At 59.8% G+C, this 18,887-nt stretch carries 19 protein-coding genes and 1 other RNA gene; 9 read left to right on the top strand and 11 right to left on the bottom strand.

Annotated elements, in window-relative coordinates:
- The first annotated feature begins 52 nt into the window (after positions 1 to 52).
- Together A3OQ_RS0100900 and thpR are read left to right on the top strand one after the other, a co-directional pair.
- Complete coding sequence (locus tag A3OQ_RS0100900) at positions 53 to 670, top strand: arylesterase (RefSeq protein WP_020173464.1); 618 nt, start codon at positions 53 to 55, stop codon at positions 668 to 670.
- Positions 671 to 722: 52 nt separating this feature from the next.
- Positions 723 to 1,289 (top strand): RNA 2',3'-cyclic phosphodiesterase, encoded by a 567-nt coding sequence (gene thpR / locus A3OQ_RS0100895; RefSeq protein WP_020173463.1) that lies wholly within the window; start codon positions 723 to 725, stop codon positions 1,287 to 1,289.
- Here the strand turns inward: thpR and A3OQ_RS0100890 are convergent.
- The 5 genes from A3OQ_RS0100890 to ssrS form a co-directional block, all read right to left on the bottom strand.
- Positions 1,279 to 2,025, bottom strand: coding sequence for a YebC/PmpR family DNA-binding transcriptional regulator (locus tag A3OQ_RS0100890; RefSeq protein ID WP_026595351.1), 747 nt, complete (start codon positions 2,023 to 2,025; stop codon positions 1,279 to 1,281). The genes thpR and A3OQ_RS0100890 overlap by 11 nt on opposite strands.
- Before the next feature lie 147 nt (positions 2,026 to 2,172).
- Positions 2,173 to 3,411 carry a glycosyltransferase family 87 protein gene (locus A3OQ_RS21015; RefSeq protein ID WP_020173461.1) on the bottom strand — a complete coding sequence of 413 codons (1,239 nt, stop codon included), beginning with the start codon at positions 3,409 to 3,411 and terminating at the stop codon, positions 2,173 to 2,175.
- Between the two features lie 77 nt (positions 3,412 to 3,488).
- A complete protein-coding gene (locus A3OQ_RS0100880) occupies positions 3,489 to 4,307 on the bottom strand; it encodes a TIGR00282 family metallophosphoesterase (protein WP_020173460.1) in 819 nt (272 codons plus the stop codon).
- A 34-nt stretch (positions 4,308 to 4,341) separates the two neighbouring features.
- Positions 4,342 to 4,920 (bottom strand): 5-formyltetrahydrofolate cyclo-ligase, encoded by a 579-nt coding sequence (locus A3OQ_RS0100875; protein WP_020173459.1) that lies wholly within the window; start codon positions 4,918 to 4,920, stop codon positions 4,342 to 4,344.
- 83 nt (positions 4,921 to 5,003) lie between these two features.
- A non-coding RNA gene (gene ssrS, locus A3OQ_RS23865) (6S RNA) lies at positions 5,004 to 5,158 on the bottom strand.
- 542 nt (positions 5,159 to 5,700) lie between these two features.
- Between ssrS and A3OQ_RS23300 the strand changes: the two genes are divergently transcribed.
- Positions 5,701 to 6,996: a GGDEF domain-containing protein gene (locus A3OQ_RS23300; protein ID WP_161607284.1), complete on the top strand. Its 1,296-nt coding sequence runs from the start codon at positions 5,701 to 5,703 to the stop codon at positions 6,994 to 6,996.
- 10 nt (positions 6,997 to 7,006) lie between these two features.
- Here the strand turns inward: A3OQ_RS23300 and A3OQ_RS0100865 are convergent, their stop codons facing one another.
- Entirely contained in the window at positions 7,007 to 7,375 is a 369-nt protein-coding gene (locus A3OQ_RS0100865; protein WP_020173457.1) for a cell division protein ZapA, read from the bottom strand.
- Positions 7,376 to 7,423: 48 nt separating this feature from the next.
- Entirely contained in the window at positions 7,424 to 7,714 is a 291-nt protein-coding gene (locus A3OQ_RS0100860; protein ID WP_020173456.1) for a DUF4164 domain-containing protein, read from the bottom strand.
- A gap of 564 nt (positions 7,715 to 8,278) precedes the next feature.
- On the opposite strand from A3OQ_RS0100860, the gene gap reads away from it, so the two are divergent.
- The 3 genes from gap (at position 8,279) to A3OQ_RS0100845 (ending at position 11,536) form a co-directional block, all read left to right on the top strand.
- On the top strand, positions 8,279 to 9,286 hold the full coding sequence (gap, locus tag A3OQ_RS0100855; protein WP_020173454.1) for a type I glyceraldehyde-3-phosphate dehydrogenase: 1,008 nt from the start codon (positions 8,279 to 8,281) through the stop codon (positions 9,284 to 9,286).
- A gap of 14 nt (positions 9,287 to 9,300) precedes the next feature.
- Positions 9,301 to 10,527, top strand: a complete 1,227-nt coding sequence (locus tag A3OQ_RS0100850; protein ID WP_040580333.1) for a phosphoglycerate kinase — start codon at positions 9,301 to 9,303, stop codon at positions 10,525 to 10,527.
- A 214-nt stretch (positions 10,528 to 10,741) separates the two neighbouring features.
- A complete protein-coding gene (locus A3OQ_RS0100845) occupies positions 10,742 to 11,536 on the top strand; it encodes an SDR family NAD(P)-dependent oxidoreductase (RefSeq protein WP_020173452.1) in 795 nt (264 codons plus the stop codon).
- Between the two features lie 103 nt (positions 11,537 to 11,639).
- On the opposite strand, the gene A3OQ_RS0100840 is transcribed toward A3OQ_RS0100845, so the two are convergent.
- From A3OQ_RS0100840 to A3OQ_RS0100825, 4 genes are all read right to left on the bottom strand, one after another.
- Entirely contained in the window at positions 11,640 to 12,704 is a 1,065-nt protein-coding gene (locus A3OQ_RS0100840; RefSeq protein ID WP_161607283.1) for a lysozyme inhibitor LprI family protein, read from the bottom strand.
- A 197-nt stretch (positions 12,705 to 12,901) separates the two neighbouring features.
- Complete coding sequence (locus A3OQ_RS0100835) at positions 12,902 to 14,476, bottom strand: OpgD/OpgG family glucan biosynthesis protein (protein WP_020173450.1); 1,575 nt, start codon at positions 14,474 to 14,476, stop codon at positions 12,902 to 12,904.
- Between the two features lie 415 nt (positions 14,477 to 14,891).
- Positions 14,892 to 15,017, bottom strand: coding sequence for a hypothetical protein (locus A3OQ_RS25170; protein WP_020173449.1), 126 nt, complete (start codon positions 15,015 to 15,017; stop codon positions 14,892 to 14,894).
- Between the two features lie 132 nt (positions 15,018 to 15,149).
- Positions 15,150 to 15,386, bottom strand: a complete 237-nt coding sequence (locus A3OQ_RS0100825) for a hypothetical protein (RefSeq protein WP_020173448.1) — start codon at positions 15,384 to 15,386, stop codon at positions 15,150 to 15,152.
- Between the two features lie 141 nt (positions 15,387 to 15,527).
- Here A3OQ_RS0100825 and A3OQ_RS0100820 point away from each other — a divergent pair, with 141 nt between their 5' ends.
- From A3OQ_RS0100820 to A3OQ_RS21005, 3 genes are all read left to right on the top strand, one after another.
- On the top strand, positions 15,528 to 17,117 hold the full coding sequence (locus A3OQ_RS0100820) for a gamma-glutamyltransferase family protein (RefSeq protein WP_020173447.1): 1,590 nt from the start codon (positions 15,528 to 15,530) through the stop codon (positions 17,115 to 17,117).
- A gap of 98 nt (positions 17,118 to 17,215) precedes the next feature.
- Positions 17,216 to 17,875, top strand: a complete 660-nt coding sequence (locus tag A3OQ_RS0100815) for a hypothetical protein (protein WP_020173446.1) — start codon at positions 17,216 to 17,218, stop codon at positions 17,873 to 17,875.
- Positions 17,876 to 17,941: 66 nt separating this feature from the next.
- Positions 17,942 to 18,877: a hypothetical protein gene (locus A3OQ_RS21005; protein ID WP_020173445.1), complete on the top strand. Its 936-nt coding sequence runs from the start codon at positions 17,942 to 17,944 to the stop codon at positions 18,875 to 18,877.
- Positions 18,878 to 18,887 lie beyond the last annotated feature (10 nt).

Genomic DNA, 18,887 nt, shown 5'->3' with positions numbered 1-18,887 from the left:
AGAGCCTCGGCCGGTCCTATATGGGCACCGCCGCCAAGTCCTCCAACTTGGCTTGGCATTTGCTCTTTCAGCTCTGCTGTTCCCCGGCCGTCTCAAAGCCTCGGCGCCAGTGAAAATCGTTGCCTTCGGCGACAGCCTCATCGCCGGCTATAAGCTGCCGGAGGGGGATGCCTTTCCGGCCGTCCTCGAAAAAACGCTGCGGGCCAAAGGATTCGACGTCAATGTGGTGAACGCCGGCGTGTCCGGCGAAACGGCCGAGGACGGGCTCGCCCGCTTCGATTGGACCTTCGCCGAAGGCGCCGATGCCGCTATCCTCGAATTGGGCGCGAATGACATGTTGCGCGGGTTCGATCCCAAGCTGACGCGCGCGACGCTCGATACGATTCTCGCGAGGCTCAAGAGCCGCAAGATCCCGGTCCTGATCGCGGGCATGCTGGCCTCGCCCAGCCTCGGGGTGGAGTATCAAGAGGCCTTCGACGGGATCTATAGGGATCTTGCCCACAAGTATGATGCGCCGCTCTATCCCTTCTTTCTTAAAGATGTCATGAACAACCCCACATTGCAGCTGGCGGATGGTTTGCATCCGAATCGCGAGGGGGTCGAAAAGATCGTCGAAAACATGCTCCCAAGCGTCGAGGACTTTATCAAAAGCCTTTCGAGCCGGAGCTGATTTTCAGCGCATTTTCTCGACCTTCGCAGCTCAAGACGCCGAGGAGGGCCTCATGCCCCGTCTCTTCACCGGCCTCGAAATTCCGATCGATCTCGCAGCGGATCTTGCTTTGCTGCGCGGCGGCCTCTCAGGAGCGCGCTGGATCGATGTCGAGAATTATCATCTCACTTTGCGCTTCATCGGCGATATAGACGACAAGACAGCTTACGACGTCGCCGCCGTGCTCGAAACGGTGCGCCGGCAGCCTTTCACGGTCAGGCTGGAAGAGCTCGGCTCCTTCGGCGGCGACCGGCCCCGCGCCATCGTTGCCAAGGCAAAGCCGGCGCAGGCGCTTCTCGAATTGCAGGCCGAACAAGAGCGCCTGATGCGGCGGATCGGCATTCCGCCGGAGCCGCGCAAATTCACGCCGCATGTGACCTTGGCGCGGCTGCGCGGGGCCTCGACTTTGGCCGTGGCCGATTATCTCGCGATGCGCGGCGGGTTTTTCTCCCGCAGCTTCGAGGCGGCGCGGTTCGTGCTGTTCTCATCGCGCGACTCGGTCGGCGGCGGCCCCTATGTGGTCGAGGCGGCGTATCCGCTGCAGTCGAGGACGCGGCAAGACGCCATCGCTAGCCGCTGAGCTTCGCCATCAGTGCGTCGGAAATCTCGAAATTGGCATAGACGTTCTGCACGTCGTCATTGTCCTCGAGCACGCCGACAAGCTTCAAGATCTTTTCGCCCGCCTCATCTTCGACCGCAATCGTGTTCTGCGGTTTCCAGATCAAGGCCGACTTACGCGGCTCGCCGAACTTGCTTTCGAGCGCTTGCGCCACTTCGCGCAGGCTTTCGAGCGCCGTGACGACCTCATGGCCGAACTCGGTCGTGGCGACATCATTGGCACCGGCCTCGATCGCCGCTTCCATCATGGCGTCCTCAGTCGCGACCTTGGGATCGAATTCGATCATGCCGACATGATCGAACATGAAGGAGACCGCGCCCGTCTCGGCCAAGGCGCCGCCCGCCTTGGTGAAAGCGGAGCGTACCTCGCCCGCCGTCCGGTTGCGATTGTCGGTCAGGGCTTCGATGATGACGGCGACGCCGCCCGGCGCATAGCCCTCGTAGCGGACTTCATCGTAATTTTCGCCATCGGTGGCTGCTGCCTTCTTGATGGCGCGCTCGATATTGTCTTTCGGCATATTTTCGACGCGGGCCGCGATACAGGCGGCGCGCAGCCGCGCATTCATATTGGGGTCGGGGAGGCCGAGCTTCGCGGCGACGGTGATTTCGCGCGCCAGCTTGGAGAAGAGCTTGGAGCGGATCGCATCCTGCTTGCCCTTCTTATGCATGATGTTTTTAAACTGACTATGACCTGACATTCCCGTCCTCAGTGCCCAAAGGTTTGCCGGGTCCCGGCCCGGCCGATGCTGTCAGCGTGTCTTATAATGCTCTTATTTCAGGGAGAAAAGCAGCCCTATCGCGCGCCTCTGACGCAGTCTCTCGGCCCCATATGGCGGAAGCAACCGTCAGGGTGCTATAGGCACGGCGGAAGGGCAGGGATTTGGCGGTGCCGGGTCGCGGCGCAGAAAAGCCCAAAGCGCGAAGCCAACCGGGACGATCGCCACCCCCGGTATATGGGCGACGCCGGCGGCCATCTGCAGCATGGGCAGAAGGAATATGGCTTTCACGGCAAGGGAGCCCCATTTGTCCAAAGGCTCGGCCACCGCCAGCATGACCGCCGCGGCGGTGACGGCGACGAGATCGTGCGCCAGAAGATAGGGCGCGGCAAAGACCGAACAGGCGAGAAATAGGGCGGTCTTGCGCGCGTCCATTGGGCCGCGCCGGCATCCGATTGCGACCAGCAGAGCGGCGAGCGCGGCAAAGCCCAATTGAAGGATCGCCGCGGCTTTCGCATCAAGGCCAGCCATGATCAGCGCCGTCGTGATCGTCGGGGACCAGGGGGTGAGCACCTGATAGGTCCCGGCCGTATCGGCGAGCTGAGCCGGCAGGCCGAGGCCGATGTAATCGCGCCAGATGTCGACGCCCCAGATCAGCAGGCTCGCGGCGGCGAGGCCGCATGTGCCAAGCGCCGCTGCGCATAAGACCCGCCAGCGTCCCGAAGCGACGAGCAGAACTGGAATCAGGAGCCCTGTCTGCGGCTTGACCGTGCAAAGCGAGATGAGAAAGCCGGCGATGAGCGGCCTGCGGTCGAGATGCCGCAAGGCGGCCAGCATGAAAGCCGCCAGAAAGAACGAGATCTGGCCAGAAATGATGCAAAACAAAGCGGCGGGCGAGGTCAGAATCGTAAAGGTCGAAAGCCGGTCGCCGCGTATTGCGCCGTAAAGCGCGGCGAGGCCTGTGAGGGTCCAGACGGCCAGAGCCAGCGGATAGGGAAGATAGCCAAGAGGCGCTGCCATCAGCAAAAAATGCGGCGGATAGGACCATAGGCGTTCGACAATATTATTGGGCACGACCTCGCTGACCCAGCCTGCATAGGCGTCGTGATCGTAAAACCTGCCGGGATCGTCGAGAAAAGCGGCCTTGCCGAAGAACCATGTATTTAGAAAATCATGGCCGAGAATATTGCCATTGCCGTCCTGCGGAAAAGGCAGGGAGCCATGCAGTCCGAGGGCATAGGCGCCAAGCATGCCAATGAAAAGGACCGCCGAGGTGAGCGCGAGAAACCTGAGAGTCTCTCGGGAGGTTGCCGAGGCGCCGGTCGCCGACGGGCTGAAATCCTGTGCGGGAGAAGTCGTTTGGGCCATGCCCGCAGCTTTAGCGCGGCTTCCTTAAGAGCGGGTTCCTCGAGGTTTGTGCTTTTGCCGCCCGCGAGCGGGCCCTGTCAGCCCCAAAATTCCGGCTTCGCCTGGGACAGCCGCCCGCCGACCCGAACCGGCGCGATATTGATCGCGAGGCCCTTCGCATCGGTTTCGACGGCAACGCCGCAGAGCGTCGCCTTGCCCGAGGCAGGTTCGACCCGCGGCCCCGGCAGGCGTGTCGAGAATCGCCGCACAGGTTCTTCCTTTTCCATGCCGATCACCGAATCATAATCGCCGGTCATGCCGGCATCGGTCATATAGCCGGTGCCCTGGGGCAGAATCTGATGATCGGCGGTCGGCACATGCGTATGGGTGCCGACGACCAGTGAGGCGCGCCCGTCGACGAAATGCGCGAAAGCCTGTTTCTCGCTCGTTGCCTCGGCGTGGAAATCGACGATCGCCGCGTCGCAGGCGGCACCCAGCGGGCAGGCGGAGAGCTCGCGCTCGATCGCCGGAAAGGGATCGTCGAGCGCGTCCATGAAAAGCCGGCCGAGCACATTGACGACAAGCACTCTTTGGCCCTTGGCGGTTTCGATGAGATTGGCGCCGCAGCCAGGCGTGCCCGGCGGGTAATTCGCCGGCCGGATCAGGCGCGGCTGGCGATTGATGAAAACCATCGCCTCGCGCTGATCGAAAGCATGATTGCCGAGCGTCACGCAATCGACGCCGGCTGATAAAAACTCGCCGCAGATCGTCTCGGTGATGCCGAAGCCGCCGGCGGCATTCTCGCCATTGACGACGATGCAATCGAGATCCCAGGCGGCCCGCAAGGCCGGAATTTCGTCGAGAATCGCAGCGCGGCCGGCCTTGCCGACGACATCGCCGATGAACAAAAGACGCATATTTATCCTTTAAAACCCGATCCCCGGATCGGGATTAGTGCCGGCAGACAATCAGACTGCGCTCGGTTAGCACATAATCGAGCGGCTCATCGTGCGGCTCTTGCGGAATTTCTTGCAATTCCTGCACCTCGAAGGCGATGCCGACGGCTGTGATCTTCTTCATGGCGCGAAGCTTGGCGAGGGTGCGGTCATAATAGCCGGCGCCGTAGCCGAGCCGTCCGCCCCGCCTGTCGAAACCAGCGAGCGGCACGAACAGCAGGTCCGGCAAGACCTCTGGCGCCTCGGGCGGCGGCTCCTTGATCTTCATCTGGACCTCGGCGAGCGGCTCGCCCGGCCGCCAGGCGCGGAAGGTCAGGGGCTGGTCGCGGCCCGTCATCACCGGGAGGCTCGTGACGATGCCGCGACCGCTGAGCGTTTCGAGCAGCGGCAGGGTCGAAGGCTCGTTCTTGATCGGCCAGAAGCCGGAAACCGCCTCTGCCTGATATTCGGCGGCGAGTCCGGCGCCGATTTCGGCGAGCCGTTTCGCAAAGGCCTCGGCCTCGGCCTTGGTGACGAGGCCACGCCTTGAAAGCGCTTGCACGCGCAGCGCGGCCTTCGGTTCGGGAAGAGTCATTACGCCTGGCAGGTGAGAAGGGGCTTTTGGTTTTGACGCATAACCCACCCGGAAAGTCAGCAACTTTCCGGGATTATGTGAAGTGCGGGGCCGCCAAGGCCGTGGGATATCGACCCCGGGAACCTACAACGTAGGTGGGCGCCGTGTGTCCAAGTCCACGGACTTGGTCAGGGACAGCTCCCTTAGAGATCGATAAGGCCCCGGGAATACAGATCCAACACGCACCCCGCAGCTCCGCCTGCGTAATGTAGGACGCAATGATGCAAAGTGCCAGCGGGCGCGGTGCGTCTCGGTTAAATATCCATTTTCCGTGAAACCAGCCATAAGCCGAGGTCCACGGCGACACTTAAAAGCAGACTTAATATAGCCTGGTGCAGGCTCAAACCATTGTAAATATTATGGGTATATGGGGCGTACTCAATTCTGCCTTGATATTTAAGGCCGCAGAAATGGATAGAGCGCAGACCAGATCGCTGGCTTCCAAGCCGCGCGAGATGAAAGTTGGCCCCGCCAATGCACGCTTCGTCCACGACCAGACAGCATAGGACACCCGGCGAGTCGTATGGCTTCTGCCTCGGTTGCTTCGCTCAAGCGGGTGCCCTGTTTGTCATCGCCGTCGCGACGACTGCCGCCATTGGCTGGGTTTTCGACATCGAAATCCTTAGGAGCTTGCTGCCTGGCTTGGCGACATTGAAAATAAACACGGCCTTCGGTTTCCTCACCGCTGCTGCATCGCTTTGGTTATTGAATAGCCCGGCCCCAAAATCCTGGACGTCTCGTTTGGCCAGGATCCTTGCAGCACTCGCGGCGATGATCGGCGCGCTTTCGATAGTCGAAAACGTCTTCAATATTGATCTCAGGATCGATCAATTCATTCTGCGCGACAACGAATTGTCCCCACCAGGCCGCCGACCAGGCCTGATGTCGCCCGCGACATCCCTTTCCTTTATGTCCGTAGGCACTGCTCTATTGTGTCTCAAGGCGCGCAAGCCAAGTATCGCGCTTTGGGCCCATTGGGTCGTGATTCCGGGTCTATTCATCTCGACCCTGGCGCTCATGGGCTACATATATGGCGTCGACGCTCTTTATCAGATCAGGCTGTACACGACGATGGCGTTGCCTACGGCCTTGGCTTTTTTCATTCTCGAACTGGCCATTATGGGCTCGGATAGAGCCTATGGATTTGCCGGCCTCGCCACGAGCGATACGGCCGGAGGCGTCGTATGCCGAAGACTGTTTCCCGCCCTTCCTGTTTTCCTCTTTGGACTGGGATGGGTACATATAGCGGGCGGCCGTGCAGGGTTTTTCGGCTACCAATTCGGTGTTGCCTTGCTGGTTCTCCTCAGCATGGTGGTTTGTATCATCGCTGTCGCATCGACGGCGATCACGCTTCACGGGACCGACGTCATCCGCAAGCGTGCCGAGGTTGAGATAAGAGCGCTCAATGCAGACCTTGAACAGCGGGTTTACGAACGCACCCAACAGCTCGAGGCCGCGAATAAATCACTCGAGCAATTGGCTTTGGAAGACGGGCTGACCCATCTCGCCAACCGGCGTTTCTTCGACACTTATCTCGAAGCTCAGATCGCTATCGCGATGCGTTTCCACCGCACCTTGGCGCTCGTCTTGTGCGATATCGATGCATTCAAAGCCTATAACGATCACTACGGGCATCCAAAGGGTGATGAATGTTTGAAGCAAGTCGCGGAAGCCATACGCTCTTGCTGCCGTCGGCCGGCCGATTTGGCGGCCCGATATGGTGGTGAGGAGTTCGCCATGGTCTTGCCTGAGACCGAACTTGCCGGCGCGATTCAGCTTGCCGAGGCGGCGCTCGAGGCCGTGTCGCGGCTGCGGATTCCACACGGATATTCACCCGCGGGACCCTATGTCAGCATAAGCGGCGGCGTGTCTATCATGTCGGGCAACGCCGACTTGACCGCAAAGCAATTGATCGCAGAGGCCGACCAAAGATTGTATCAGGCGAAACGCCTCGGGCGTAATCGGATGATCGCCTTAAAAGCTGAGCCCGACCCCAGTCAAAGTCGGGACGGACGGCCCTCGGCGCGGGCATCGTGATCTGCGCCGTTCAGTCTTGAACGCCGCCGTTCAGATCCTGCGCCACGCGCTCGATCCTGGCCGCCGCGTCGACGAGCGAATCAGCTATGTGATCGGCCCAGGCCTCGCGATTCGACAGCACATGCGAGGCATTGGCCTTGAGGTTTTGAACTTCGGCTTCGAGCCTGGCGATTTTGCCTTTGGCCTCGGCCAATTCATCGGCAACCGTGATCGCTGCCATAATAGTGATGCGCTGATCGCCGATTTCGCCGAATGTCTCTTTCAGGTGCTCGATCTTTTCATCGACCGATCGGGCGAGGCCTTGCAGATGCGCTTCTTCGCCCTCGGCGCAGGCCATGCGATAGGTATGGCCAGAGATCGTCACGGTCACTTGAGGCATTAGGATCACCAGAGGCGTGAGCTGCCGCTTATTTGAAGGAGAAATGCGCTATTTCTCTGTCAAATAGGCCTTTTCCAAAATCGTCTTGATCGTCGTGCCGACGCCCTGAAGGCGCCGGGCCACCTCGTCATTGGCCAATTCCAAAGTGGACGAGCGGGCGAGCACGCCGTCGAGTTCGACGGCGAGCCGCGTGCGATCATCCTGCATCACGGTGAATTCTTCCTCCCGATTGGCCCGCCCCGCGTCGGCCTGCGCACGCCTCTCTGCCGCCGCCTCGAGTTGGTCGAGCGCAGCAGTGAGCCGTTTGAGCGCGGTCTCAAGTCGGGGTGGCGTTGTCATTTGCCGTGATTTACCAAGATCATCCATTAGGAGGCAGTCCGCCGCACCCGTCAACGCGCAGTTCGGGGTTCACCACAGGGGAGTGAGTCTATGCCCGTTTGGGATCGCTCAGTTGCCCCTCCAATACCGCCGCGACATTTTGGCTCGCTAGGAGAACCCCGCATTGCGCGCGGCGCCGCCCGATGCAAAACGAAAAAGACATCAAAAGCGTGGCCGCCGATGCGGGCGGGCAGCCCATTGGGGAGGCGGGCAGGGCGCTCCGGGCTTGTTTTCACGGAAGGTCATCGTGATCTAAGCGCAAGACGGGAGAGCATAACGACGGATAGCTGGCCTCCGGCTATATGATATAAGCCGAAAAAATCGGTCGAAAGCATCGGGTTCGGAAGCGGGCAGCGATTTCGGAAAATCCGGTGCGAAGACAAAGAGCTGGAGCATTGGACCTGGTTCAACTTAAACGTCCGAGGCTCTGCGGACCTGAAGCTCAGGCCGACCGTCGTCGCGGATCCATAGGGGTCCCGATTGTCTCACGCCGCACTTGATTTCCAACAGGAAGGAACATTCGGAATGGCCGTTCATGTCGCGATCAACGGATTTGGCCGCATCGGCCGCAACGTGTTGCGGGCGATCATCGAATCCGGGCGGCAGGACATCCGCGTGGTTTCAATCAATGATTTGGGCCCGGTCGAAACCAATGCGCATCTTTTGCGTTTCGACTCGGTTCACGGCCGGTTTCCCGGCGAGGTGAAAGTTTCAGGCGATTGCCTTGATGTCGGTACTGGCCCGATCAGGGTTACGGCCATCAAGGACCCCGCTGCATTGCCGCATAAGGAACTGGGTGTCGATATCGCGCTTGAATGCACGGGCTTCTTCACCAGCAAGGAGAAGGCCTCCGCGCATCTCAAGGCCGGAGCACGACGCGTGCTTGTCTCGGCGCCCGCGGAACAGGCGGATCTCACGGTCGTCTATGGCGTCAACCACGAAAAGCTCACCAGGGACCACTACGTCGTCTCGAACGGCTCCTGCACGACGAATTGTCTCGCGCCCGTCGCCAAGATCATGAACGACGCTTTGGGAATCGAAACCGGCTTCATGACGACGATTCATTCCTATACCGGCGATCAGCCGACGCTCGATACGATGCACAAGGATCTCTATCGCGGCCGCGCCGCGAGCCTCTCGATGGTGCCGACCACCACCGGCGCCGCGAAAGCCTTGGGGCTGGTGCTGCCCGAGCTCGCCGGGAAATTGGACGGGGCGGCGATCAGGGTGCCGACGCCGAATGTCTCCGTCATCGACCTCAAATTCGTCGCCAAACGCTCGACCAGTGCCGACGAGGTCAAGGATATCGTGCGGCGCGCGAGCGAGCAGGAGCTGAAAGGCATTCTGGGCTATACTGATTTCAAGAACGTCTCGATCGACTTCAACCATGATTCCCGCTCGTCCATTTTTCATATGGATCAGACGAAGGTCATGGGCGATAATTTCGTCCGCGTCGTATCCTGGTACGACAACGAATGGGGCTTTTCGAACCGCATGGCAGATACCGCTGTCGCCATGGGCAAACTCGGCTGATGAGGGCGTCGAAGATGTCTAGCTTCCCGACGCTCGATAATGTCGATCTCAAAAACAAGCGCGTTCTTGTGCGCGTCGATCTCAATGTGCCGATGGAAGACGGGCGCATTACCGACGTCACGCGCATCGACCGCATTCTTGCGAATATTCGCGAAATCTCCGAAAAGGGCGGCAAGGTCATTCTCTTGTCGCACCTCGGCCGTCCGAAGAACGGGCCAGACCCTTCGACCTCTTTGAAATCGGTCGCTGTCGAACTCGAACGGCAGCTCGGGCGCATCGTCGCCTTCTCGTCGGATTGCGTCGGCGATGTCGCCAAAAGCGCCGTCGGCGCCTTGCATGCCGGCGATATTCTCCTCCTCGAAAATACACGCTTCCATAAGGGCGAGGTTCAGAACGATCCGGCCTTCGTGCAGGCGCTCGCCGAACTCGGCGATGTTTATGTGAACGACGCCTTCTCGACGGCGCATCGCGCGCATGCCTCGACCGAAGGTCTCGCGCATATATTGCCGGCCTATGCCGGCCGCACCATGCAGTTCGAACTCGAAATGCTGACGAGCATGCTGGCGCATCCGGTGCGCCCGCTCGCGGCTTTCGTCGGCGGCGCCAAAGTCTCGACCAAGCTCGAATTGCTCGGCAATCTCATGCGCAAGGTCGAATATTTGTTCATCGGCGGCGGCATGGCGAATACGTTTCTGGCGGCGAGTGGCAAGGCGATCGGCAAATCGATTTGCGAAATGGAACTCGCCGATGTCGCGCGTAAAATCATGGCCGATGCCGAAGCGGCGAAATGCGAGCTTGTTCTGCCTTGCGATGCGATCGTCGCGCAAAAGCTCGCGCCCGACGTCACGGTCCGTGCCGTCGATATCGATTCCGTCGGTGAAAATGACATGATCCTCGACATCGGCCCGAGGACGATTTCGAAGGTCGTCGGTCTTCTGGCCTCGGCCCGCACGCTCGTCTGGAACGGCCCGTTCGGCGCCTTCGAAGTGGCGCCTTTCGACATCGGCACGGTGACTGTCGCGAAGGTCGCGGCGCTGCTGACCAAGGTTTCGGCGCTGGAGACGATCGCGGGCGGCGGCGATACGATCGCGGCGCTGAATGTCGCCGGTGCCTTCAGCTCCTTTACCTATGTCTCGACGGCGGGCGGCGCTTTTCTCGAATGGCTCGAGGGCAAGAGCCTGCCGGGCGTCGAAGCCCTGCAGCGCGCCGCGCCGGCAAAGATGACCGGCACCGAAGGCTGAACCCGAAACGGGTGGACCCTCCTCAGGATGAGGGCCGGAAGTTCCCCTCACCCTGAGGCGCGAGCAAAGCGAGCCTCGAAGGGCGAGGGGATTTTTCATAGCTTCAGCCGATCCAAAGGCACGCTCTGACGCGAATGTGTGACCGGCTGTTGCCTTTGCGTATTTCCACTCCCGGCTCTCCGCACTACCTTCCGGCAAACAGTGGGAGTGCAGCATGAAAATCGATCTGACCGGAAAAACAGCCATCGTCACGGGTTCGACCGAAGGCATCGGCTATGGAACCGCGCTGGGCCTTGCGCAGTCCGGCGCCGAGGTCGTTATCAACGGCCGCACGCAAGAAAAGGTCGATCACGCCGTCGCAAAACTCAAGGCGGCCGTTCCCGACGCCAAGGTGAAAGGCGTCGCCGCCGATGTTTCGACCGCGAAGGGGTGCGATACGCTCGTTGCCGCCGTGCCGCGCGCGGACATCCTCGTCAATAATGCCGGCATCTTCGAGTTGAAACCCTTCTTCGACATTCCCGACGAAGAGTGGGAACATTACTTTCAGACCAATGTCATGTCGGGCGTGCGGCTGTCTCGCGCCTATCTGAAGGGCATGATGGAGCGCAATTGGGGTCGCATCGTTTTCCTCTCCTCCGAATCCGGCATTAATATTCCGCCCGAAATGCTGCATTACGGATTTACGCGCACGGCGGTGCTCGGCATCTCGCGCGGCCTTGCGAAACTCGCACATGGCACCGGCGTCACCGTGAATGCGGTGCTGCCCGGTCCGACCCTTTCCGAGGGCGTGGGGCATATGATCGAGAAGATGGCGAAAGAGAGTGGCAAACCCGTCGCGCAAGTCGAGAAGGAATTCGTGCCGAGCATTCGTCCGACTTCGATCATCGAGCGCATCGCCAGCGTCGAAGAGGTTGCGAATATGATCGTCTATGCCTGCTCGCCGCAGGCCTCAGCCACGACGGGCGCGGCGCTGCGCGTCGACGGCGGCGTGGTCGAGTCGATCATTTGAATGTTGTTGGCGTCGGATGAGGTTTGGCAGCCCGAATGGCAGGTTTGGGGCGCGAAGCGGGCTGGCTGGTTTGGAGTCTTCGGCACTGCAAAGCAGACGTTCGTCACTTCTGAAGCTTGAACAATTTCTCTACTTTTTCGATTTCTGATGGTGCTGAGTCAGGAGCGATTACACACACTGTTTCGCTCTGCTTCGCATCGTTGAGGAGATAAACAGCCGCCTCGCCGCCAAAAACATCGCCAGCAATTATATAGACGTGGTCGTAATAATTGATTGGCTCTTGCGGAAAGTGATCGCCGATGCCTCTGACAACAGTCTTAGTGATCTCGTCCGGCGGATGACCGGTCGGAAACGAAAGCGAAAGTGTACCCCTAGAGTTTTTAGCGGGAACTTGCAGATCGACGACGCTGGGGTCGATGTTAAAAAAATCGTCTTTATCAGGAGTTGGACTTCTAAAAGGCGTATCGGGTTTCAAAAACCAAATAGTTGTTTGATAATCGCCATGCGATCCGAGCCCATCGTTTCTAACCCGCACTAGGCGGTGCTCCCCGTTACCTTTCACATCTCCTTTGAAAAAGACGTCTGAAGGTGGATCAGCTGGCTGTCTCAGAAAATCCTTTACGGCATCGGCAGGAGTTTCACTGGTATAAAAACCGTCTAAATCGTTATCGGGACGATCAATCCAGGGCAGTGGCTTTACTCCCGGCTCCATCATCAAGGCATTGCGTACATCGCTCAAATAAATCGCGTGCGGAAACCGCAGGTGCAATGTCACGAGCGATTTGGTCATAGGCCGGCAAATCCTATCGTCGGCGCTATAATAGAGTTTAGCCGTCGAGCTCAGCCAATCGACTCTATCTCGATAAAGTTTTGCGAGACAATCGACCGCAGCGGTCTTTCGTGGAGGAGTTTGAGACGGTGACTGCACACGGCATGCATCAGTTCGACTCTTAAGCCATTGTCTCTGAGCTTCCAGAAATGTCTTGAATAAATCAGGCCCAAGCTCGGTTTTTTTCGCTAGGAATGCGTCGGAAAGCTGACCATCCAGATCGCCGAGTGCCCGATTGCTACAGATCAGTTGCTCGAGATAAGCCGATGCTTTCGAGCAATCAAAACTTGGTGCGGCATTCCCTTCGCCAAAGAGAGCAAACAAAGCAAAAAGCGACAAGAAGATTATTCTCATAGCAGCTTTCCATGTTCTTCCGCGTCTCTCTCAAAACATGCGAATTTGATGGCCTTCTTGCGTGTCACATAAATCTTGGTATTTGGTCAACGTAGCGTCCGCTTTCGGAAACGACCAGAGCGCCGCCCGGCGGCCGACATGGGCGCCAAACTCAAACCGCCAGCGCCAGCTCTCTTCCCTGCCTAAAACGGATGATATTGAAACAGCCAGGTCTCGCTGATGATCTTATCGTCCACTTTGAGCTGAAGCCGCATTTCGACGGGATCTGAGCCCGTCACGGTGAGATCGAACCAGGCGCGCCAATGGCCCTTCACGCTGTCTGGCACGGCTTCCGTAAAGACATAAGAAAACGTGCCGCGCGAGGCCCAGAGCGCCGGTTCGGGTTTCACGCCATAAGGCAGCGTGGCGAGTTCTCCGCCTAAAAATTCGACGACGAATTTGCGCACGCCTTTCGGGCGCGGCTTGCCCGGCTGGCCGCCGTTGCCGAGCCGCGTCGCCACGCAGCGCGCGAGCGGGGTCGGGAAGGGTTCGTCCGCCGCCCAGTAAAGCCGATAGGCGAGATCGACATTCGTACCCGCGGCGGCGGGCGTCGCCGGCACCCACATGGCGACGATATTGTCGTGGATCTCGTCATCGGTCGGAATCTCGACGAGATGGATCGCGCCCTTGCCCCATTGGCCATGCGGCTCGACCCAAAGGCTCGGACGTTTGTCGTAATTCACGCCGTCCTGATAATGATCGAAATTGCGGTCGCGCTGCAAAAGACCGAAGCCGCGCGGATTCTCGTCCAAGAAGGCAGACGCCATGATGCGCGGCGGATTGTTGAGCGGCCGCCAGATGTGTTCGCCCGCGCCCGTCCACATGGCGAGTCCGTCGGAATCATGCACCTCCGGCCGCCAGTCGGCGCCGGTCGGCTTCACCGTTTCGGAAAACCAGTACATCGACGTCAAAGGCGCAAGCCCGAAGCGGACGATCTCGGCGCGCAGATGCAGGCTCTGCTCGATATCCATGATGACGCTTTTGCCACGCTCCATGCGGAACTTGCAGGCGCCGGCGATTGAGGCGCCTTCGAGCAGCGCATAGATCGTGATCGTGTTGCCGGTCTCGGCGCTATCGATGAAGAATTTGGTGAAGTCGGGAAATTCCTCAGAGCGGTCGGCGACCGCCACATCGAGAGCGACGGCGCGGGCCGAGAGGCCATATTGGTAGAGTTCGCCGATCGAGCGGAAATAAGCGGCGCCGAGAAAAGCGACCCAATCGTTCTTTGTCCAATCGAGCGTGCCGTCGCGCGCCTCCTGGATGCGCAGGCCCGCGAAGCCCGCGCCCTCCGGCAATTGCCTGGCGACGGAATCGTCCGGCATGTCGAAATAGCTTTGATCGTAAATGATCTCGCGCGCCTCGCCATTCGTGACGACATTCATCTCGACGGCTTTGGCGAAGAACATGCCGAGATGGAAGAAGCTGACCGGAAAGCGCTGCGGGCCATCGGCGAAAAGCGAATGGTCCATCTTGAATTTGATCTTGCCCCAGGCCTCGTAATCGATCTTTGCCAGGATTTCGGGCGATGGCCGCTTCGGCCCCACATAGGGCTCGCCTGCCATGCGTTTGGCCGTCTCCTTCAGGAGGTCGAAGGAAAATGGCCGGGGCGGGCCAAATTTCAGCATGTCCATGGCTTGCGCCGTCTCATCCGTGCTCGCGGCAAGCGCAAGGGCGCCGGCCGCCTTTAAAAGAAACCTGCGATCGAGGGATGCGGTCATTCGGTGTCTTTCACGGCGGCCATGCGGCTGATTGGCAAAGAGGATGCCTCAGCCAAACGAGGCTGGGGTTTGGGATTGAGGGAAGCTGGAAGGATGGGAAGCGACCGTCACATGCTATGGAAAGACGTTGAAAAAATGGCTTCGCGGGACGGTAGGGACTTAAAGCATGAGCCGCTTGGCTGTCGAGTCCCAGGGCGGGATGAGCAAAAGTGTAAGCGGTTTTGCGCCCGCATCCCGCCCTAACTTATTAGAATCGATCACATCCATGATTTTGGATCGATTCGATCCAAAATCATCGTGATCTAGAGCGGGATACTTGGCGCCGTTTTGATCCGATCTCGGATGAACATTGAGAGAGCCGCGGGGCGGGGGAACCCCGCAGCTCTCCAGACCTGCCGGGGACGGCGGAATGGGCTTATTTAGGGCTCGACGGAAAAACCGCCGCACTGGCAACGACAGTGCCTTCGGCGACGAAAGTCGCGCTGGCGGCGAGCGCGACAAGCGCGAGGACGATGCGGCGGAAAGTCTGGTTCTGGTTCATCGGGGTTTTCCTGTGCTGGCTGCCGGACTGGCATGGGCACATCAAGCCCCAAGAAAGCTGCGCCCGCCGTGCGGCGCGGCACTTAACGCCTTATTATCAAATGAGGTGACGCTTGTGACGCGAAGGCCGTCACTAATTCTTGATCGGCTCGTGGCGGATCGCGGTGCGCATGAAGAAATAGAGCAGGACGAAGCCTGAGAGTCCGAATATGACTTCAAGCCCGCGGCTGATTGAGGGATCGAGCTGCAACAGGCCGCCGAGCGCCCATCCCGCGGCCCAGGACGCGCCGACCATTTCGGTGCCGACGAGAATGGCGACGGCGACGATCGTCGAAAGGTGAAGCCAGTTGATCTTGGTTGGTCCTGCCACTTATGCGATCCCATATCTCTTGGTGGGGACGGACCCTAACCAAAGAAGCGGCGGATGCAAGCGCCGCTGCGAAGGCTCAAGGCCCTTGTCATTATACCTGCATGGCGGCAAGAGCGTCATGACCCCGAGGACGGCTTTTAAATGATTGAAACTCCGGTCTTTTCCAAGGCGGCGGTCGCGGCCCCGCATCATCTGGCGGCTGAGACGGGCCGGGCGCTTCTCGCCGAGGGGGCCAATGCGATCGAGGCCATGATCGGCATGGCGGCGACCATCGCCGTGGTCTATCCGCATATGAATGCGATCGGCGGCGACGGATTCTGGCTCATCCGCGAGCCATCGGGCAAAGTGCTTTACATCGAGGCCTGCGGCCCGGCCGGCAGCCTCGCCACGATCGAGCGCTACCGGACGCTCGGCTATGACGCGATCCCCGCGCGCGGCCCGTTCGCGGCTCTGACCGTGCCGGGCACAGTTGGCGGCTGGCAGGTCGCTCAGGAGATTGCGACGGCGGTCGGCGGAAAGATCCCGCGCACGGATCTGTTGCATGACGCGGTCCGGCTGGCGCGGGACGGCTATCCGCAATCGAAGACCGAGGCTAAGGCCCAGCCCTTCGAATTCGCGGCGCTTTGCGACGCGCCGGGCTTTGCCGAGACCTATCTCGTCGATGGAAAAATTCCGCCGGAAGGCACGCCTCGCCGCAACGTGAAGCTCGCCGATACGCTCGCGCATCTGGCACAAGCGGGCTTTCCGGATTTCTATCGCGGCGATATCGGCCGCGAGCTTGCGACCGATATGGAGAAACTCGGTATCGCCATCACGCGCGCCGATCTCGAAGGCTTCCAGGCCGTGCGCCGCGAGCCTCTCTCGCTGCGCCTGCCGGGACGCACACATTATAACGCGCCGCCGCCGACGCAGGGCCTGGCTTCACTCATCATTCTCGGCATCTTCAATCAGCTCGGCGTCAAGGAGGCCGAGAGTTTCGAGCACATTCATGCGCTCGTGGAAGCTTCAAAACGCGCGCTGACCATCCGCGATCGGGTCTGCACGGATTTCGACGCGCTCGCGATCGATCCTGACGGCTATCTCTGCCCCGATGCCTTCGAGCGCGAGGCGTCCAAGATCAACATGAAGCGCGCGGCACCCTTTCCTTTACCGCCCGAAGAGGGCGATACGGTCTGGATGGGTGCGATCGACGCGGAAGGCCGCGCCGTGTCCTTCATTCAATCGATCTATTGGGAATATGGGTCGGGCTGCGTCTTGCCGCGCACCGGCGTCAATCTGCAAAATCGCGGCATTTCATTTTCGCTCGATCCGAAAGCCATGAACCCGTTGCAGCCGGGACGAAGGCCCTTCCATACGCTCAATCCGCCGTTGACGGTTTTCGACGATGGGCGCGTGCTCTCCTATGGCTCGATGGGCGGCGACGGCCAGCCGCAATTCCAGGCGCAAGTCATGACACGCATCTTGTTCGGAGAAAGTCTCGCGGGCGCGGTGGATGCGCCGCGTTTCCTCTTCGGCAAGACCTGGGGCGATGCGACGACGACGCTCAAACTGGAGCCGCGCTTCGACAGCCGGCTCTTCGAACAGCTCGAAAAAGCCGGTCACGATATTGAAATCTTCGCCGAGCCCTATGTGAGCCGCGTCGGCCATGCGGGGGCTTTGATGCGCTTTCCCAACGGAAAAGTTGAAGCCACGCATGATCCGCGCTCGGATGGCGGCGCGGCCGGGCTGTGATCGGGCAGCCGGCATGACAACGGCTTTATGACTGTTGCCAAGTCACGCTGAACAAGCTTAACCTTTAAGAGGTGCGAGTTCTCCAAACGGGGGTGGCGATGTCGAATGTTGCCGGCAAGGCCTATGGCATGAATGTCATCACGCCGATGCGGCCGCCCTTTTGGACCGGCGTCAACCGCTTCATTTTCATGTTGACGCGGGCCTTGCCGCAAAGCCTCGCCGGCTTGCTCGGCCTGTCGCTCATTCATTTCGCGCGCTGGGTGATCATCAAGCGCGATCAATGGCCTGATCTCGGCCAGGGCAAACAGACGCTGCAAAACGACTACATGCTATTTTGCAGCAATTTCAACGGCACCTGGGATCAATATATCGACGCCTTCGCCGATGGCCTTCCGGGCGGGCTCGATCTCTTGTGGTATGGGAGCACGAAATATCCGCATTCGATCCCGATCACGCCATTCAAGAATTACATTCGCGCCAATCAGATCGACACGGATTATTACTATAACGCGACGCCCGGCGCAGCGCAGCGCGATGTCAAAGCGGCCTTACGCGTGCGCGCCGAACTTACCGTGCTGTCGCGGGATTTCGCCACGCTGTCGCCGGAGGAATTCGCCCTTCGCTACAAAGCGATGCTGGTGAAGCTTCAAAACGATTTGGGGTCGCAAGGTTACGCGCCCGTCGCGAGCAACGATACGAAGAATGCCGATATCAACCGTCAGCCGCTTATCGCGCTGCAATGGCCGCGCAGCGCCTGAAGCGCGCTACCGGGTCCATATGATTTTTTGCTGGTTTTAGACCGATCGTTTTTAAAAGGATTCCCGATGCCGAATATCGATGCGGGACATTATTTTCTGACCGTGCTCCTTCCGATCAGGAGGGACCCCGTCGAGATCTACGACCATGTCGTCACGACGCCCATGCTGGCCGTACGCGAATGGCTGGCAGGCCTGCCGACGGCGCATCAATCGCCCGTCTGCGTATCGGCCGGTAACAGTCCTTTCGCGCGCAATTTGCGCAATCATTTCGCGCGCTTTTCCGTGATCGACGTGCCGGCCTTCAATGGACGGGTGCAAACCGATGCCGTTGTCATGGCCCTGCGCAAGATCAATCCGATCGTGCCCCAGCCCGTCGATCAGTTGAACACGCCCTATCTTTTCTTCTCGGCCGATTTCAATTGCATCCACGGCGACGACCGGGATCTCGAGTCTTATCTCGCAACTCTCTGGGCGACGATGGAGCCGGAGATCCGCAAGATCTTTCAATATTGCTATGGGTTCGAAACGGTCGAGTCCGCCGCGACATTCACCGCCTTCATCAAACGCGGGCAGGTCGAGACGACCATGCCGTTCCATGATTATTGGATCGACACGCCGAAGCTGCCGACACTGCCATTGCCTTTGATGGGCGCTGCCGCCCTTATCGGTGGTCTCGCGCTTCTGGTGGGTTTCGTCGCGCTCGTCGCGCATGGCCATGTCCTGGTCTGGCTTCTGCTGACGCTGATCGGCGCGGGCATTTTCTTCGGCCTTTACAAGTTCGTCATGGCGCGCGGCGTGCAACCCTTCCCGGCGGCCCATGGCGCGGATCTGCCGGGCGTCCTCAAATCGCTTTATCTGCAAAAGCAATTCACCCGCTTTGCCATAGACAACCAGGGCGCGGATCCCGCCGCGCTTCACGCGGCTTTCGCAGCCTTTCTGCAAACCCATCAGCCCGACCATGTTGCGTCGCCGACGCAGGCGCCGGGCGTCATCGGCGCTTGAAGCGAGAAAA

The organism is Methyloferula stellata AR4, from assembly GCF_000385335.1.
Classification (GTDB): Bacteria; Pseudomonadota; Alphaproteobacteria; order Rhizobiales; family Beijerinckiaceae; genus Methyloferula; species Methyloferula stellata.
Note: the sequence above shows the minus strand (reverse complement) of the source record. Positions and strands in the feature narration are given on the sequence as shown.

Bases quoted from the DNA above. Each gene is read 5' to 3' on its own strand.
- A3OQ_RS0100880 (WP_020173460.1), bottom strand. From the start codon at position 4,307: ATGCGTCTTTTGTTCATCGGCGATGTCGTCGGCAAGGCCGGCCGCGCT.
- A3OQ_RS21005 (WP_020173445.1), top strand. From the start codon at position 17,942: ATGCCGAATATCGATGCGGGACATTATTTTCTGACCGTGCTCCTTCCG.
- A3OQ_RS0100815 (WP_020173446.1), top strand. From the start codon at position 17,216: ATGTCGAATGTTGCCGGCAAGGCCTATGGCATGAATGTCATCACGCCG.
- A3OQ_RS0100865 (WP_020173457.1), bottom strand. From the start codon at position 7,375: ATGCCTCAAGTGACCGTGACGATCTCTGGCCATACCTATCGCATGGCC.
- A3OQ_RS25170 (WP_020173449.1), bottom strand. From the start codon at position 15,017: ATGAACCAGAACCAGACTTTCCGCCGCATCGTCCTCGCGCTTGTCGCG.
- A3OQ_RS0100850 (WP_040580333.1), top strand. From the start codon at position 9,301: ATGTCTAGCTTCCCGACGCTCGATAATGTCGATCTCAAAAACAAGCGC.
- A3OQ_RS0100835 (WP_020173450.1), bottom strand. From the start codon at position 14,476: ATGACCGCATCCCTCGATCGCAGGTTTCTTTTAAAGGCGGCCGGCGCC.
- thpR (WP_020173463.1), top strand. From the start codon at position 723: ATGCCCCGTCTCTTCACCGGCCTCGAAATTCCGATCGATCTCGCAGCG.
- A3OQ_RS0100845 (WP_020173452.1), top strand. From the start codon at position 10,742: ATGAAAATCGATCTGACCGGAAAAACAGCCATCGTCACGGGTTCGACC.
- A3OQ_RS0100820 (WP_020173447.1), top strand. From the start codon at position 15,528: ATGATTGAAACTCCGGTCTTTTCCAAGGCGGCGGTCGCGGCCCCGCAT.
- A3OQ_RS21015 (WP_020173461.1), bottom strand. From the start codon at position 3,411: ATGGCCCAAACGACTTCTCCCGCACAGGATTTCAGCCCGTCGGCGACC.
- A3OQ_RS0100890 (WP_026595351.1), bottom strand. From the start codon at position 2,025: ATGTCAGGTCATAGTCAGTTTAAAAACATCATGCATAAGAAGGGCAAG.
- gap (WP_020173454.1), top strand. From the start codon at position 8,279: ATGGCCGTTCATGTCGCGATCAACGGATTTGGCCGCATCGGCCGCAAC.
- A3OQ_RS0100860 (WP_020173456.1), bottom strand. From the start codon at position 7,714: ATGACAACGCCACCCCGACTTGAGACCGCGCTCAAACGGCTCACTGCT.
- A3OQ_RS0100875 (WP_020173459.1), bottom strand. From the start codon at position 4,920: ATGACTCTTCCCGAACCGAAGGCCGCGCTGCGCGTGCAAGCGCTTTCA.